Origin of the sequence: Streptomyces wuyuanensis, from assembly GCF_900103455.1 — a bacterium.
Taxonomy (GTDB): domain Bacteria; phylum Actinomycetota; class Actinomycetes; order Streptomycetales; family Streptomycetaceae; genus Streptomyces; species Streptomyces wuyuanensis.
This window is the reverse complement of sequence record NZ_FNHI01000014.1, coordinates 38,906-52,616: the sequence shown is the minus strand read 5'-3', so window position 1 is coordinate 52,616 and position 13,711 is coordinate 38,906. Positions and strand designations below refer to the sequence as shown.

At 72.8% G+C, this 13,711-nt stretch carries 16 protein-coding genes; 10 read left to right on the top strand and 6 right to left on the bottom strand.

From position 1 onward, the window contains the following. The first annotated feature begins 20 nt into the window (after positions 1–20). Positions 21–548, top strand: coding sequence for an NUDIX hydrolase (locus tag BLT82_RS20925; protein ID WP_093657078.1), 528 nt, complete (start codon positions 21–23; stop codon positions 546–548). A 125-nt stretch (positions 549–673) separates the two neighbouring features. On the opposite strand, the gene BLT82_RS20920 is transcribed toward BLT82_RS20925, so the two are convergent. Further along, a complete protein-coding gene (locus BLT82_RS20920) occupies positions 674–931 on the bottom strand; it encodes a hypothetical protein (RefSeq protein ID WP_093657076.1) in 258 nt (85 codons plus the stop codon). A 267-nt stretch (positions 932–1,198) separates the two neighbouring features. After that, complete coding sequence (locus BLT82_RS20910; RefSeq protein WP_208868001.1) at positions 1,199–2,059, bottom strand: 3-hydroxybutyryl-CoA dehydrogenase; 861 nt, start codon at positions 2,057–2,059, stop codon at positions 1,199–1,201. A gap of 251 nt (positions 2,060–2,310) precedes the next feature. Between BLT82_RS20910 and BLT82_RS20905 the strand changes: the two genes are divergently transcribed. Beyond that, positions 2,311–3,489 (top strand): glycoside hydrolase family 10-like protein, encoded by a 1,179-nt coding sequence (locus BLT82_RS20905; RefSeq protein ID WP_455431878.1) that lies wholly within the window; start codon positions 2,311–2,313, stop codon positions 3,487–3,489. A gap of 21 nt (positions 3,490–3,510) precedes the next feature. Here BLT82_RS20905 and BLT82_RS20900 read toward each other — a convergent pair whose 3' ends face one another. Further along, positions 3,511–3,702: a DUF1918 domain-containing protein gene (locus BLT82_RS20900; protein WP_093657070.1), complete on the bottom strand. Its 192-nt coding sequence runs from the start codon at positions 3,700–3,702 to the stop codon at positions 3,511–3,513. Between the two features lie 71 nt (positions 3,703–3,773). Then, entirely contained in the window at positions 3,774–4,727 is a 954-nt protein-coding gene (locus tag BLT82_RS20895) for a DMT family transporter (RefSeq protein WP_093657068.1), read from the bottom strand. Between BLT82_RS20895 and BLT82_RS20890 the strand changes: the two genes are divergently transcribed. The 3 genes from BLT82_RS20890 to BLT82_RS20880 all read left to right on the top strand — a co-directional run bounded on the left by BLT82_RS20890 (position 4,726) and on the right by BLT82_RS20880 (position 7,356). Then, entirely contained in the window at positions 4,726–6,177 is a 1,452-nt protein-coding gene (locus tag BLT82_RS20890) for an aminotransferase-like domain-containing protein (RefSeq protein WP_093657066.1), read from the top strand. The two genes, BLT82_RS20895 and BLT82_RS20890, sit on opposite strands and share 2 nt — an antisense overlap. A 104-nt stretch (positions 6,178–6,281) precedes the next feature. Beyond that, positions 6,282–6,719, top strand: a complete 438-nt coding sequence (locus tag BLT82_RS20885; protein ID WP_093657064.1) for a GNAT family N-acetyltransferase — start codon at positions 6,282–6,284, stop codon at positions 6,717–6,719. A gap of 61 nt (positions 6,720–6,780) precedes the next feature. After that, on the top strand, positions 6,781–7,356 hold the full coding sequence (locus BLT82_RS20880; RefSeq protein WP_093657062.1) for a histidine phosphatase family protein: 576 nt from the start codon (positions 6,781–6,783) through the stop codon (positions 7,354–7,356). Positions 7,357–7,410: 54 nt separating this feature from the next. Here BLT82_RS20880 and BLT82_RS20875 read toward each other — a convergent pair whose 3' ends face one another. Further along, positions 7,411–8,205, bottom strand: coding sequence for an ArsR/SmtB family transcription factor (locus BLT82_RS20875; protein WP_093657060.1), 795 nt, complete (start codon positions 8,203–8,205; stop codon positions 7,411–7,413). A gap of 403 nt (positions 8,206–8,608) precedes the next feature. Between BLT82_RS20875 and BLT82_RS20870 the strand changes: the two genes are divergently transcribed. The 5 genes from BLT82_RS20870 (at position 8,609) to BLT82_RS20850 (ending at position 12,759) form a co-directional block, all read left to right on the top strand. Then, positions 8,609–8,965, top strand: a complete 357-nt coding sequence (locus BLT82_RS20870; RefSeq protein ID WP_093657058.1) for a YciI family protein — start codon at positions 8,609–8,611, stop codon at positions 8,963–8,965. Then, positions 8,962–10,200, top strand: coding sequence for an RNA polymerase sigma factor (locus BLT82_RS20865; RefSeq protein ID WP_093657056.1), 1,239 nt, complete (start codon positions 8,962–8,964; stop codon positions 10,198–10,200). Before BLT82_RS20870 ends, BLT82_RS20865 begins: the two co-directional genes overlap by 4 nt. A gap of 114 nt (positions 10,201–10,314) precedes the next feature. Continuing rightward, positions 10,315–10,812, top strand: coding sequence for a DUF2975 domain-containing protein (locus BLT82_RS20860; protein ID WP_093657054.1), 498 nt, complete (start codon positions 10,315–10,317; stop codon positions 10,810–10,812). Further along, positions 10,812–11,066 (top strand): helix-turn-helix domain-containing protein, encoded by a 255-nt coding sequence (locus BLT82_RS20855; RefSeq protein WP_093657052.1) that lies wholly within the window; start codon positions 10,812–10,814, stop codon positions 11,064–11,066. The genes BLT82_RS20860 and BLT82_RS20855 overlap by 1 nt, the downstream gene beginning before the upstream one ends. A gap of 181 nt (positions 11,067–11,247) precedes the next feature. Next, a complete protein-coding gene (locus BLT82_RS20850; RefSeq protein WP_093657050.1) occupies positions 11,248–12,759 on the top strand; it encodes a hypothetical protein in 1,512 nt (503 codons plus the stop codon). 142 nt (positions 12,760–12,901) lie between these two features. Here BLT82_RS20850 and BLT82_RS20845 read toward each other — a convergent pair whose 3' ends face one another. Then, positions 12,902–13,615, bottom strand: a complete 714-nt coding sequence (locus BLT82_RS20845) for a DUF6215 domain-containing protein (RefSeq protein ID WP_093657048.1) — start codon at positions 13,613–13,615, stop codon at positions 12,902–12,904. Positions 13,616–13,711: the final 96 nt, after the last annotated feature.

Sequence of the window (13,711 nt, the reverse complement as noted above, 5' to 3'; positions counted from 1 at the left end):
TGTCGGAAGGTGGCAGAACCGTGCAGTGGACGAAGCTGAGCGAGCAAACCGTCTATGAGAACCGCTGGTTCAGGGTCAATCTCGCGGATGTCGAGCTGCCGGACGGCCGGCATCTCGACCACTTCCTGATCCGGCTCCGCCCGGTCGCAGTCGCGACGGCCGTCAACGAGGCCAACGAGGTGCTGATGCTGTGGCGGCACCGGTTCATCACCGACAGCTGGGGCTGGGAGCTGGCCGCGGGCGTCGTGGAGGACGGCGAGGACATCGCCTTCGCCGCGGCGCGGGAGATGGAGGAGGAGACCGGCTGGCGCCCCGGACCGCTCCAGCATCTGCTGACCGTGGAACCGTCCAACGGGCTCACCGATGCCCGGCACCACCTCTACTGGTCGGAGGGCGCCACCTACATCGGCCCTCCCGAGGACGACTTCGAGTCCTCGCGCCGTGAATGGATACCGCTGAAGCTGGTTCCCGACATGATCGCCCGCGGCGAGGTCCCGGCCGCCAACATGGCGGCCGGGCTGCTGATGCTGCACCATCTGCGCCTGTGATGAGCCCGGGGCGGACCGCCGACGTGCCGCCGTGGCGTGCCGCGTCCGTGTGCGGCACGTGCGCTCGTGCGGGCCCGGACGGCCCCGGCGATTCCGTACCGCCGCCGGGGCTTACGGAGCGGACCTCAGCCGCCGGCCGCCTGCCATACCGCCACCGCCAGTGCGCCCAGTGCGGTGAGCGCGGCGACCGCGGGCAGGGGCCATCGGCTGTGCTCGAGCGTCACCACTCGCGCGGTCAGTTCGTCCAGGTCCCGGTCGACGCGGTCGTGCCGCTGGGCCAGCAGGGCGAGATGCCCGTCGATACGGGCGAGGCCGACGTCGAGGGAGCGGCGCAGTTCGGCGAACTCCTCGACGGCGGCTAAGTGATCGGGGTCGGTGGTCACCTGTGTGCTCCTGTTCGGGATGGTCGTCCGGTGGTCCCTCGGCCGAGCGATCCCGAGTCAACACTCCCTGGTGGGAGCAGGGGAGCGTGTGCGCACGGCATATGCGGACACGCTCCTCACACCCCGTGTGAAACACCTGTACGAATCGCATCGCACGGGCCGCGCGATACGGCCGCAGACAGGCCCCGACGCGGTGCACGGGCACGGCGCGGCTCAGGAATACGACGCGGCGCAGGAATACGACGCGGCGCAGGCGTACGACGCGGCTCAGGAGTAGGTGTAGAAGCCCGAGCCCGTCTTACGGCCCAGCCGCCCCGCGTCCACCATGCGCTGCAGCAGCGGCGGAGCTGCGTACAGGGGCTCCTTGAATTCGGCGTACATGGAGTCGGCCACCGAGGCGACCGTGTCCAGGCCGATCAGGTCCGAGAGCTTCAGCGGGCCCATCGGGTGGGCGCAGCCCAGCTCCATGCCGTTGTCGATGTCCTCACGGCTGGCGATCCCCGACTCGAACATCCGGATCGCCGACAGCAGATACGGGATGAGCAGCGCGTTGACCACGAAACCCGAGCGGTCCTGGGCACGGATGGCGTGCTTGGCGAGCACCTGCTCGACCACGGCCTCGGAGCGCTTGATCGTCTCCTCCGACGTGGTCAGCGCGGGGATCAGCTCGACGAGCTTCTGGACCGGCGCCGGGTTGAAGAAGTGGATGCCGATGACCTGGTCGGGGCGGGAGGTCGCGACGGCCAGCTTCACCAGCGGGATCGACGAGGTGTTGGAGGCGAGAATGGCGTCCCGGCTGGTCACCACCTGGTCGAGCACCTGGAAGATCTCGGTCTTGACCTGCTCGTTCTCCACGACCGCCTCGATGACGAGGTCGCGGTCGGCGAACTCCCCGAGGTCGGTGGTGAAGCTGAGCCGCTCGAGCGTCGCCTGGTGCTCCTCGTCGCTGATCTTGCCGCGCTCGGCGGCCTTCGCGAGCGAGTTGTACAGCCGCGTCCGGCCGATCTCCAGGGCTTCGCCGGTGGTCTCGGCGACCTTGACCTCGAGTCCGCTGCGGGCGCACACCTCGGCGATACCGGCGCCCATCTGGCCACAGCCCACCACTCCGACGCGGGATACGCCGGCCACAGTGTCGGTCACATCGTGCCTTTCGCTGATCTCGGTGCGGCAGGCCCCGTATGGTTCCGGCGCCCGCCTCGACGCCACGACGTTACTCCGCCGGTGCGTGTGCCCGGGTGCCCGGGGCGGGCATGCTGTGCGCGGACGCCCGCGAAGGCGCGGTGCACGGCGGTGCGGAGGCTCGGTACATGACCCGGCATATGAGGCAGATCACTCGGCGGGGGTTCGTCACGGTGGCCGGCGCGCTCGCCGCGCTGGGCATGGCGGGGGAGGCGGTCGCGGCCCCCGCGCGCGGCCGCCGGCGGGGCTGCCCCCAGGAGTTCCGCGGGATGTGGGTGGCGACGGTCGCCAACCGGGACTGGCCCTCCCGGCCCGGGCTCTCCGCGGCCCAGCAGCGTTCCGAGCTGCTGGCGCAGCTCGACCGCGCGGTCGCCCGCAGGCTGAACACCGTGATCCTCCAGGTGCGGCCGACCGCCGACGCCCTGTGGCCCTCACCGCACGAGCCGTGGTCCGCGTACCTGACCGGCGTGCAGGGGCGGAATCCGGGCTGGGACCCGCTCGGGACCGCCGTCGCCGAGGCGCACGCACGCGGACTGGAACTGCACGCCTGGTTCAACCCGTACCGGGTCGCCGGCCACACCGACCTCGGCCGCCTCGCCGCGAACCATCCGGCGCGGCGGAACCCCGGATGGGTGCTTCCGTACGGCGGAAAGCTCTACTACAACCCGGGCCTGCCCGAGGTCAGGGCCTTCGTGCAGGACGCGATGCTGGACGCGGTGGAGCGGTACCCGGTCGACGCCGTCCACTGGGACGACTACTTCTACCCCTATCCGGTGGCGGGGGAGGTCTTCGACGACGACGAAGCGTACCGGCGGTACGGCGGAGGGTTCGGGGACAAGGCCGCGTGGCGGCGCAACAACATCGATCTGCTGGTGCGGGAGACGGCCGCACGGATCAGGCGCATCGACCCCGGGATCCGCTTCGGCATCAGCCCGTTCGGGGTCTGGCGCAACGCGTCCACCGACCCGCTCGGGTCGCCCACGCGAGCCGGTGTGGAGACGTACGACGACCTGCACGCCGACACCCGGAAGTGGGTCCGCCAGGGCTGGATCGACTACGTGGTGCCGCAGCTGTACTGGAACATCGGGTTCACCGTCGCCGACTACGCGAAGCTGGTGCCCTGGTGGGCCGACGTGACCCGGGGCACCGGCGTGGACCTGTTCATCGGCGAGGCGCTCTACAAGGCCGGAGATCCGGCCCAGCCCGCCGCCTGGCAGGACCCGGCCGAACTCTCCCGTCACCTCACCCTCGCCTGCCGGTACCCGGAGGTGCGCGGCCACTGCTTCTTCGCGGCGAAGGAGGTTGCCACGGACCGGATCGGCGCCATGGCCAGGGTGGTGGCCGACCACTATCCGACCCGGGCCCGGCCGCCGCGCTGAACCTCGGGCCCGGGACTCGGCTCAGGACTTCTGGTGGCGTACGACGCAGTCGGGGCCGGGCGACATCAGGCACTCGTGACCGTCGTCCTCGAAGCGGACCCGGTAGGGCGGGGTGCCCTTGTCCCCCAGTACCTCGACGACTTCGGCCGTCCGGTCGTGCTGACCGACGACGCGGCCGTGCACGAGCAGCTTGTCTCCCACACTCGCTTCCATCGTGCCTGACCTCCTTGACGGGGGTTGACCGTATTCAGAGTCTACGTCCCGATGTATGACTTGTGTCACCCTCAGGCGTTCGCCCGCTGGGTGACAGCGATGCACACGAGAACGGCGACGGCGGCGACGGGTGCGGCGGGGGAGAGGGGCTCCGCGAGCAGCAGCACGGACCAGACGAGAGTGAGCAGAGGCTGGGCGAGTTGCAGCTGACTGGCCCTGGCGATGCCGATCGCCGCCATGCCGCGGTACCAGACGTACAGCCCGAAGAAGGTGGACCCCGCGGCCACCCAGAGCAGTCCCGCGAACCCCTGCACGCTCGGCCGGACCGGTTCGGCCATCAGGGCGAACACCGCCCCGATGGCGGCGAGCGGCAGGCACATGACCAGGGCCCAGCCGATCACCTGCCAGCCGGGCATGAGCCGGGCCAGCCGGCCCCCCTCCGTGTAGCCCGCGGCGCAGACCAGCAGCGCGCCGAACAGATACAGGTCCCCGGTCGACAGGGCGCCGCCGCTCTGGCCCAGCGTGAACCCCAGGACGACCGCCGCTCCGGCGAGCGCCGCCGCCCAGAACGTCCGGGACGGCCGCCGGCCCGTGCGCACGGCCGCGAAGGCGGCGGTGGTCAGCGGCAGCAGACCGACGACCACCGCGGCGTGCGACGTGGTCGACGTCCGCAGCGCGAGGGTGGTGAGCAGGGGGAAGCCGACGACCACACCACCGGCGACCACGAGCAGGGAACCCCAGTGCCGCCGCTCGGGCGGCGGCACCCGCAGGGCGAGCAGAAAGCCTCCCGCGATGACGGCGGCGAGCACGCTTCGCACGGCGACCAGCGACCACGGGCCGAAGGACTCCAGTCCCCAGACGGTGGAGGGGAAGGTGAGGGAGAAGGCGACGACACCGAGCGACGCGAGCAGGGTTCCGCGCCGGGACGCGGACCGCTCCGCCGGTGCCGCGGCGTGCGGCTCCTGCGACGGCGATTCGGCGACCGCTATCGTGCCCGCGGAAGTAGCGCTATTCTGTGCTCTCATGCAAGAGCGTAGCAGCGTTGCCGATCTGGTGAAATCCCTCAGGCTGGAGCTCAACCGCTACTCACCCGGAGAGAAGCTGCCCTCCAGTCGCACGCTGGTCGAACGCCACCGGGTCTCGCCGGTCACGGTGTCCCGGGCGCTGGCCCAGCTCGCCGCTGAGGGGCTCGTCGTCACCCGCCCGGGAGCCGGGGCCTTCCGTGCGCAGCCGAGGACCGACCCGGGCGCCGCCGTCGACACGTCCTGGCAGGAGGTCGCGCTCAGCGCGGACGCCGCAACCGAGGTCGTCCCGCGCGCCGTGGACGCCTCCGGGGTCCTCGTGACGCTCGCCGCGCCCCCGCCGGGCGTCATCGAGTTCAACGGCGGCTATCTCCACCCCTCCCTCCAGCCCGAGCAGGCGATGGCCGCCGCGCTCGCCCGCGCCGGCAGGCGCCCGGGTGCCTGGGGCCGTCCGCCGACCGACGGGCTGCCCGAACTCCGCGACTGGTTCGCCCGCGGCATCGGCCCGGGCTTCACGGCAGCCGAGGTACTGGTCACCTCCGGCGGCCAGTCCGCGCTCACCACCGCCCTGCGCGCCCTGGCCCCGCCCGGCACACCGGTGCTCGTGGAGTCGCCCACCTATCCGGGGATGCTCGCCATCGCACGGGCGGCGGGGCTGCGGCCCGTGCCGGTGCCCGCAGAACCCGCCCACGGCGTCCGCCCCGAACTCCTCGACGCCGCCTTCCGGGCGACGGGTGCGCGGGTCTTCGTCACCCAGCCGCTCTTCCAGAACCCCACCGGGGCGGTGCTCGCCCCCGAGCGCCGCGTCGAGGTGCTGCGGATCGCCCGCGCCGCGGGGGCGTTCGTCATCGAGGACGACTTCGCCCGGCGCCTCGTCCACGCCGACGCCGGCCCGCTCCCGGCCACGCTCGCCGCCGACGACCCGGACGGCGTCGTCGTCCATGTCTGCTCCCTCACCAAGGCCACCTCCCCGAGCCTGCGCGTGGGCGCACTCGCCGCGCGCGGACCCGTCCTGGAGCGCCTGCGCGCCATCCACGTGGTCGACAACTTCTTCGTGCCCCGGCCGCTGCAGGAGGCCGCGCTCGAACTCGTCGGCGCCCCGGCCTGGAACCGCCACCTCCGGGCCGTCGCAGCCGAGCTGAAGGCCCGCCGCGACACCATGACCGCCGCCCTGCGCCTCCGGCTGCCCGAACTCGCCCTGCCACACGTCCCGGCCGGCGGCCACCACCTCTGGCTGCGCCTGCCCGACGGCACCGACGAGACCGCCCTCGTCGCCGCGGCGCTCCGCGCCGGGGTCGCCGTCGCCCCGGGCCGCCCGTACTTCAGCGCCGAACCGCCCGCCGGGCACCTCCGGCTGAGCTTCGCCGGGGTCGCCGGGCCGGCCGAGATCACCGAAGGCGTGCGGCGACTGCGCGCCTCCTGCGACGAGGTCCTGGGCGGCGGCGCGGGCTGACCGTAGGGAGCCGGGCGGGTGCCGGGGCGCGGACCGGCCCACCGGTGCACCGGCTTTCGCGGCCCCCGCTGACAACCGGTCCCGGGTGCTGCGAAGGTTGCGGGATGAGCGACACGATCGTCATCCCCGGCGAGTACGAGATCTCCTCCGACCCGGCCCGCCTCGACCCGGCCCGGATCCACCTCTGGCTCTCCACCGACGCCTACTGGGCACTCGGCCGCAGCCGGGAGCAGCAGGACCGGGCCATCGCCGGCTCGCTCAACTTCGGGGTCTACGACCGGGCTTCCGGCGAGCTCGTCGCGTACGCACGGGTCGTGACCGACCACGCCACCTTCGCGTATCTGTGCGACGTCTACGTCGACAGGGCCGTGCGCGGCAAGGGGCTCGGCACGGCCCTGGCCGGGGCGGTGCGCGACCGTCTCGCCCCGCTCGGGCTCCGCCGTGTCCTCCTCGCCACGGACTACGCGCACGGGGTCTACGAGAAGGCCGGGTTCGCCCCGATCACCGACCCGGAGAAGTGGATGGCCCTGAAGCCGCAGTGAACGGCGTTAACGGTCAGTAACCCCTCTTGACCTGGGAGGCGCCCGGCACCACGATCCCGCCATGAGTGTTCGGGTCACCCTCGTCACCGCCGCGCGCTGCGCGTCCCGGCTGGCCGAGCGCTTCGACGACGACCGGCCGCTGGACCAGGCCGGCTGGTACGAGGTGCAGCTCGCCGCGCCCGCGCTCGTTCCGCTGGGCGCGGCGGAACTGCGCTACTGCTCGCCGACCGCCCGCAGCCGGGCCACCGCCGATGCCCTCGGCTACGCCACGCTGGCACAGCCCGCGCTGAGCGACTGCGACATGGGCCGGTGGCGCGGCCGTACGCTCGGCGAGGTGGCGGCAGTGGAGCCGGACGCGGTGGACGAGTGGCTCGCCGATCCGCGCTCGGCACCGCACGGTGGCGAACCGCTGCTGGGCTTCATCACGCGGATAGGGGGCTGGCTCGACACCCGCCCGGCCGACGACGGGAGTTCGGTCCTGGCCGTCGCCGAACCCGCCGTGGTGCGCGCGGCTCTCGTGTACGCGCTGAAGGCGCCGCCCGCGACGTACTGGAACGTGGATGTGCGTCCGCTGTCCACGGTGGTGCTGACCGGCAGGCCGGGCCGCTGGAACCTGCGGCTGGACACCGGCGGCTGAGCGGCCCTGTCCGGTGCCGCCGGGGCCGGCGGCCACGGGACACCCGCGGCTCCGCTACCGGGGCTCGCTCAGCGGCTCGCCCGTCTCCAGCAGGGTCTTGAGGCTGGACAGGATCGCCGGCCAGCCGCCGCTGACCCCCTCCAGGACCGCACTCCCGGGTGCGAAGCCGTCGTGCACCACGGTCAGCTTGACCATGTCCCCGGCCGGCTCGATCTCGAACGTCACCTTCGACCGGGGCTCCGCCGCCATGGCGGCGGCGAGCTCGTCCGGCAGCCCGCATGCCGTGGCGAAGTCCGGGGTGAAGGTGTGCCAGGTGTACGACAGTCGGCGGCCGGGTTCGGACTCCAGCACGACCTGTTCGGGGTCGGACACGGTGGCGCCGAACTGCTCCCAGGTCATCCCCGAACCCGCCGCCCAGTCCGAGGTGAGCGTCACCCCCCAGTAGCGACGGGTGAAGACCGGATCGGTCAGGGCCTCCCAGAGCCGCTCCGGAGTGGTCCTGATGTACGTGGTGTAGACGAATTCCGGCTGCTCGCTCATGGGTTCTCGCTCCAATGCGGCCTTCAGGTCCGCGAGCGCGCGCACGCGCTCGCGGTCGTACCGGCTGATCCAGCGGTCGGCGATGGCGTTGATCGGTGCGGCGTTGAGGTGGTGCAGCTTCTCCCGCCCGCTTCGGAGCGAGGTCACCAGACCGGCCGCCTCCAGCACCGCCAGGTGCTTGCTGACCGACTGCCTGGTCATGTCCAGCCCCGCGCACAGCTGCCGCAGACTCTGCCCGTTGCGGGTGTTGAGACTGTCCAGCAGCCGGCGGCGGCTGGGGTCGGCCAGTGCTTTGAAGACCTCGTCCACCCGTACCACTCCGCGTTCCCCCGGCGGGTCCCGATCGACTGCTCGACCGGCCGCCGATCGTCCTCCCGACATGCAGCCATTCGGTTGCATGAACCGTAGGCAGCCAAAAGGCTGCATGTCAATCCCCGCGCGTTGCCGGAGGGACCGTGAACGGTGGGGTGAGGGCCGAGAGCCCCGGAACGGCGGATCCGCCGGGCCGGCCCTTCGTGTCCGCCCCTGCGGTGCGCCCTGCCGGAGGCGGGCCGCGCCGATACGGGTCGGCTGAGGTGTCGATACGGGAAGGGCCCGTTCGTATGGAGAGTGAGAAGACGCCCGGCCGGATCTCAGGACCGGGCACCGAGCCCGTACCGGCGGGCCGCGCCGCGGAGCCGCACGGGTGCCGCCGCCCCCGAGGGAGGAAACGATGAAGCAGTACCTGCTCAGCATCTACCAGCCCGACGGCGACCCGCCGCCGCCCGAAGTCCTGGAGCCGATCATGCGGGACCTGGAGGCCGTCAACGCCGAGATGCGGGAGGCAGGCGCCTGGGTCTTCGCCGGGGGTCTGTTCCCGCCGGGCACGGCGACCGTGCTGCACCTCAAGGACGACGAGGTGCTGATGACCGACGGCCCCTACGTCGAGGGCAGGGAGCACCTCGGCGGATTCACGGTCATCCGGGCCGACGACCTCGACTCCGCGCTGGAGTGGGGCCGGAAGCTCGCCCGCGCGATCACCCTCCCGATCGAGGTGCGGCCCCTGCGGCACGACGAGAGCTGCGGATGACGTCCGGCGTGCCGGCGGCCTCCGCCGCCGAGGTGGAGCAGGTGTTCCGCGAGCAGTACGGGCGAGCGGTCGCCGTCCTGGTCCGCGTCTTCGGCGACATCGACGTCGCCGAGGAGGCGGTCCAGGACGCCTTCACCACGGCGGTCGAACGCTGGCCGGCCGCGGGCACGCCGCCCAGTCCCGCGGGCTGGATCATCACCACGGCCCGCAACCGCGCCGTCGACCGGCTGCGGCGGGAGGCTTCGCGCGCGGACCGGCACGCCCAGGCCGCACTGCTCCATGCCCCGGAGGAACCGGCCGAGGAGGGCCCCGTGCGCGACGACCGACTCCGGCTGATCTTCACCTGCTGCCACCCGTCCCTCGCGCCGGCCGCCAGGGTCGCCCTGACGCTGCGGCTCGTCGGAGGGCTGAGCACGACGGAGATCGCCCGCGCGTTCCTCGTGTCCGAGCGGACGATGGCGCAGCGGCTCGTCCGCGCCAAGGGCAAGATCCGCGACGCGGGCATCCCCTACCGCGTCCCCGCCGACGCCGACCTCCCGGACCGTCTGCGGGCCGTGCTCGCCGTCGTCTACCTCGTCTTCAACGAGGGGTACGCCGCCGGTTCCGGCGAGGGGCTCGTCCGTGACGATCTGTGCGCCGAGGCCGTCCGCCTCGGCCGGCTGCTGCATGCGCTCATGCCCGACGAGCCGGAGGTCATGGGGCTGCTGGCGCTGATGCTGCTCACCGAGTCCCGCCGTCCCGCGCGCACCGCGCCGGACGGCGCCCTCGTGCTGCTCGCCGACCAGGACCGTACGCGCTGGGACCGCGGCCTCATCGCCGAGGGGCAGGACCTCGTCCGCCGGTGCCTGCGCCGTGGGAGGCCCGGGCCGTACCAGATCCAGGCGGCGATCAACGCCGTCCACAGCGACGCCTCCACCGCGGAAGCCACGGACTGGGGTCAGATCCTCCGGCTCTACGACCAGCTCCACGCCATCGCCCCGAACCCGGTCGTCGCGCTCCACCGGGCCGTCGCCGTCGCCGAGACCGAGGGGCCGGAGCCCGCCCTCGCCCTCGTGAACGGCCTCGGCCTCGACTCCTACCACGTCTTTCACGCCGTACGCGCCGATCTGCTGCGCCGGTCGGGCCGGACCGAGGAGGCGGCAGGCGCTTACCGGACCGCGGCCGCCCTGGCGGGCAACGCCGCCGAACGCGACTTCCTGCGGCGGAGCGGCGAGGCCCTCGGCGGTCCCGTGTGACGCGTCCTCCCGTATCCGGTGCCCCGACGGGGCCGACGCGGGCACGGGTTCCGGCCTTGCTGAATCTATCGACTTTCGATAGATTCCCATCGTGACTCGATCGAAGGAGAGGCGATGGGGAAGCTGACAGTGATCGCGCTGCGCGCCGTGCTCGTGGTGCTGCTGGCCGGCTCGGTGTTCGTACAGGCGGTCATGGTGCCGCTGCTGGCCGTCGACATGGAGGAGCTCAACGCGGACTACGCGTACCTGCGCACCCCGTTCCTCGTGATCACGGTCCTGGGCGTGGTGACGGTCCAGGTGGTCCTGGTGTCCGTGTGGCGGCTGGTGACGATGGTGGCGCGCGGCACGGTCTTCTCCCACGCCGCCTTCCGCTACGTGGACGTGGTGATCGGCGCTCTCGTGGCGGCCGCCGTCGTGGTGTTCGGACTCGCGGTCCTCCTGGCACCCGGTGAGGCCGTCGCCCCGGGCGTGGTCCTGCTGATCTGCGGAGTCGTCGTGGCGATCCTCGGTGTGGCGCTCATCGTGCTCGTCCTGCGGATGCTGCTCGCCCAGGCCGTCGCCCGCGACGCAGAAGCGGCGCAGATGCAGGCCGAGTTGGACGAGGTGATCTGATGCCGATCACCGTCGACATCGACGTGATGCTCGCCAGGCGGAAGATGTCGGTGGGCGAGCTGGCCGAACGCGTGGGCATCACGCCCGCCAACCTCGCGGTGCTCAAGAACGGCCGTGCGAAGGCGGTGCGATTCGCCACGCTCGCCGCGCTCTGCGAGGTTCTGGAGTGTCAGCCGGGGGACCTGCTGCGCTGGGAGCCGGACACCGGCGACGACGCCGGGGCGGACGCCGGGATCGCGGTCTCGGAGGGGTGAGGGGGTGTGCCGGTGCGCGACCGGACGCCTCCGCTCAAGGGGCGCGGCCGCGCGTGAGTCGGAGCACCGCCGGGCCTCGTCGCCGTCGAGAGCGGAGCGGTGCTCGTGGGCGGCACGGCCTGGCGATCGTGGCCGCGGAAATCGGCTGACCGTTCGATCGTCTTCCGGCAGGATAACGGCCGTGAATCATGTTCTGTACGGTCTTGCCGTCAATCCGGCCCTGCCGTCCGAACTGGTCGACCGGCTGATCGCGGCTGCGGATTCCGAGCTCGACTGGGCCCTCGCGGAGCGCGAGGACCTCAGCCGCGCACAGACGGTGACGCTGGCCCGACGGGACGAGGCGACGGCCGTGCGGCTCGCTCATGAGGGCAGGCTGACAGCCGCCGACGTCGATTCGGCGACACAGCCGGGCGCCGCCCTGGCGCTGCTCGACAACGGTGCGGGAAGCCCCGAGTGGGCACGCCTCCTGGCAGCCCATCCGGACGCGGACCACCGGCAGAAGCTGGCCGCCTGTCCCGGTCTGCCGTCCGACGTGGTGGACGGACTCGCCGTCGATCCGGACGTCCGGGTCGTCGCCGAACTCGCACTGTGGACGACCCCGGACACGGCCGCCAGGCTCGCGCGGCATCCGCACGCCGAGGTGCGCAGCGCCGTCGCGGCCAACGAGAGGACGCCTCCGGACGTCCTCTCGATGCTCCTCACGGGCGACGGGATCCCCCCTGCGCGGTGGTGCCTGGTCTGTGACCGTGAGACGACGCCTTTCGTGCACGACCCGCACTGTCCGCGGCCCACCTGCACCCTGTGGCCGGGCGCGGCCTGTGACGGCACGCACCAGTCCACCGTGCACGAGTTGACCCACAGGGCGCTGGGCAACCCCGCGACGCCCTCCGAAGCCTTCGCGGGCTTTGCCGACCACGCCTCGATGCTGCTCCGCCTTCGGCTCGCCGCCCGTCCCGATCTGCCTCCGTCGGTCTGCGAACGGCTCGCGAGGGATCCGTCTCCCGGCGTCCGGGCCGAACTCGCCGGGAATCCGGTACTCGACGAGAGGCTGATACGGGACCTGGCAGCGGACCCCGACCAGCACGTGCGGCGCAGCGTCGCGTTCCACCCCCGTGTGCCGCTCGACGTGCTCGGCTCCCTGGCCGGCCTCGCCAGGATCGGCCCGACCCTGCTGCCCCGGATCGCCGCAGCCTCTCCCGGCGAGGTCGAGGAGCTGGCCAGGTCGCCGCATGCGGCGGTGCGCATGCTCGTCGCGGAACGGCGCGATCTGCCCGCCGGGATCCGCGACGAACTCGCCGCCGACCCCGACGCGAAGGTCCTGAAGTCCATCGCCGGACATCCGGGCCTGTCCGAAGACCGGTTGCGTGCCATGGTCGACCGGCACCGCGTCCGGGTGGTCGCCGGGGTGGCGGCGAATCCGGACGCTTCACCGGCATTGCTGGAGGACCTGGCGAGGCACGAACCGCCGGTGGGGAAGGTGCTCCGCGAAGTGGCCCGGCACCGCGCCGCGACTGCCGGGGCGCTGCTCATGTGCCTGACGGACGAGCGGGCGAGGCGCACGGCAGCCGGCCACCCCCACCTGCCCCCGCGGGTCGCGGCCGACCTGCTCGAGGACGACGACTGGCAGGTGGTGGAGGCGGCGGCCGCGAACCCGTCGCTGCCCCTCGCCGTGATGGCCCGGCTCGTACCGTGAACACGGGGCCCGGTCCCGGCCGCCGGTCCGGGGGGATCCGGCCCGCTGGGACGGGGCGCGGCCGTACGGCAGAACCGAACCGGCCCGGTCGTGTGCGCCGTTCCCGGGGCGCCCTGCCGGTGGCGAGGTCCCGCCGGGGCCGTCACCGGCGGTCGGCCCACCCCGGAACGGTCGGCAGCACCTCCTCGGCGACCCGGAGCAGTACCGCGTCGTCGGGCACCCTGCCGTCCGATCGCCACAGGCTCACCTCGAAGGAGCCGCCGCCGTCCTTCGCGTCCTGCGCCACGCTGAGGGTGCGGACCGGCAGCCCGGGACCGCCCGAGGAGGCTTCGCTCCCGTCGAGGCGGAAGGCGATGCTGATGGTGCGGTCCGAGTAGAGGACCGCCGGCCGGCCCAGAGCCGTCACCCGTCGCGCGTCGTTCCCCGGGTACGCCAGGGACCCCGCCACCGGGCGGCCGTCGTAGGTGGCTCCCAGCGTGACGGTGTACGTCTCGAACTCGACCTCGGCCGAGGGGATGGCGATCGCGTCGCCGCCGGACCCCACGGTGCTGTCGCTGCCGTTGGCGGACTTCGCGCGTTCTCCCGGCGTGCCCAGCAGGGCGGCGAGGTCGGGCCGGTGCAGGGCCTCGCACAGCTGCGTGCCGGAGAGCACCCGGCGCGCCTTGCCGGTCCCGCCGCCCGGTTTCCCCGACTCCCCGTCGAAGCACGTCGGCGCCGGACGTTCGCCGGTCCCGCCGGACGACACCTCCCCGAGGGCCCAGAACCCCACGCCGAGCGTCCCCACCATCGCCACTGCCGCGACGGCCTGCCCCCACGCGCCCACGCTCTTCGCGGACGCGCCGATTTCGTCCTTCATGTCCCCCGCCTGCCCGATCCCCCGGTATGTGCCCGGGGACCGTAACCCGTGATCATCGGTCCGGCAAACAGATTCCCTCCTCCCCGCCGAGGGGCC

What these genes read in the sequence shown, in the direction of transcription:
- BLT82_RS20905 (WP_455431878.1), top strand. Translation starts at nt 2,311, where the DNA reads ATGGCGGGGGAGGCGGTCGCGGCCCCCGCGCGCGGCCGCCGGCGGGGC.
- BLT82_RS20880 (WP_093657062.1), top strand. Translation starts at nt 6,781, where the DNA reads ATGAGTGTTCGGGTCACCCTCGTCACCGCCGCGCGCTGCGCGTCCCGG.
- BLT82_RS20855 (WP_093657052.1), top strand. Translation starts at nt 10,812, where the DNA reads ATGCCGATCACCGTCGACATCGACGTGATGCTCGCCAGGCGGAAGATG.
- BLT82_RS20870 (WP_093657058.1), top strand. Translation starts at nt 8,609, where the DNA reads ATGAAGCAGTACCTGCTCAGCATCTACCAGCCCGACGGCGACCCGCCG.
- BLT82_RS20865 (WP_093657056.1), top strand. Translation starts at nt 8,962, where the DNA reads ATGACGTCCGGCGTGCCGGCGGCCTCCGCCGCCGAGGTGGAGCAGGTG.
- BLT82_RS20890 (WP_093657066.1), top strand. Translation starts at nt 4,726, where the DNA reads ATGCAAGAGCGTAGCAGCGTTGCCGATCTGGTGAAATCCCTCAGGCTG.
- BLT82_RS20845 (WP_093657048.1), bottom strand. Translation starts at nt 13,615, where the DNA reads ATGAAGGACGAAATCGGCGCGTCCGCGAAGAGCGTGGGCGCGTGGGGG.
- BLT82_RS20885 (WP_093657064.1), top strand. Translation starts at nt 6,282, where the DNA reads ATGAGCGACACGATCGTCATCCCCGGCGAGTACGAGATCTCCTCCGAC.
- BLT82_RS20900 (WP_093657070.1), bottom strand. Translation starts at nt 3,702, where the DNA reads ATGGAAGCGAGTGTGGGAGACAAGCTGCTCGTGCACGGCCGCGTCGTC.
- BLT82_RS20895 (WP_093657068.1), bottom strand. Translation starts at nt 4,727, where the DNA reads ATGAGAGCACAGAATAGCGCTACTTCCGCGGGCACGATAGCGGTCGCC.
- BLT82_RS20860 (WP_093657054.1), top strand. Translation starts at nt 10,315, where the DNA reads ATGGGGAAGCTGACAGTGATCGCGCTGCGCGCCGTGCTCGTGGTGCTG.